The sequence below is a fragment of the Peribacillus sp. NPDC056705 genome (genome assembly GCF_043656335.1).
On record NZ_JBHTYI010000257.1, the window covers coordinates 1 to 1,112 of the forward strand.

Below are 1,112 nucleotides of genomic sequence, written 5' to 3' on the forward strand. Positions count from 1 at the left end.
GGATCAAGCCGGGTTATCCAAGCATCTCATCTATAAGGGAGCCGGACATTATATCGGCATTCCTTATCTAAGAGCCATTGCTTCTGATCAAGGGACGAAGCCGGATATCGCTCGTGCCAGCAGCGACTCCTGGAATGAAACCATCGAATTCTTCAAAAAAATGCTATAGTTCAACCGAACAATAAAACCTGCTCCCCCGTCCGCACAGCGAACGGTTGAAGCAGGTTTTATTGTTGTTGTTATTTGACAGCCAGACTCTCTTGGATCTTGTCATTGATCCACTGCCGTTTGGATAGGAGCCACTCCATATCACGTGGATAATGCTTAAACGTAATCGGTTCCTCAAGATCCTCTTCAAGTGCCTTCATTACCGCCTCGCGCCCGATCTGCGTCTCCAGCAGTTGCAGTGCCCTAAGATCTTGAAGCGCTTCGAAGAATACCTTCAGCCGGATCGATTCAACCGGGCGGCCGTCTACGCCGGGGTAGACGAGGAAAGGATCTCCAGAAGGAAAACCTGCATCCGCGTCCGTGACTTGGTACGGATCAATCGCCCGAATGGAATACTGCGAGTTCCAGAAATTATACCCCCAGTGCAAGAACCCTTGAATGTTAAACTTATATAATTGGATGCCCAAAATCCGATTCCTGGCGGAAGGCAGGTTGAAGAAGCGATTGGACACCTCTTGATACTGCGAGCAGCAGTAGTATGTCCACAACGGTTCTACCTGCGCCTCCAGGAACGGTTCGATATGATTGCTTGCAGGAATCGGACGCTGTACTAAACCCTGCTCATAATATGCGATATCCGATAACGCATCGATAATCGGATAGTTCGGCAGCAGTTCGGACATCAAATGGCTGGCGTGGCCGTAAGACTCCTGGTGGGAAGCATGCGGTTCATCCGATACATGGAAGTAGCATCGATCCTGAATCCCTTTCTCCTCGATCCATTTGAGCAGTGCCGGAACAAACTGCCGAATGAAGGATTCATACTCCCCGCCAGCCGCATCCGTCTCCCAGCCAAACCGTTTCTCTTCATGGCCGCCGTTGTTCACGATTATCTTCGGTGCATGCTTGGCGCCCCATTGTGTGTAGAAGTGAGAGAACTCCAG

The 1,112-nt window shown here is 50.4% G+C and carries 1 protein-coding gene; it reads right to left on the reverse strand.

Features of this window, described 5'->3' with window-relative positions:
- Window positions 1-239: 239 nt before the first annotated feature.
- A partial coding sequence (locus tag ACFRAK_RS29460) for a DUF4091 domain-containing protein (RefSeq protein ID WP_394573264.1) occupies window positions 240-1,112 on the reverse strand: 873 nt, incomplete at its 5' end.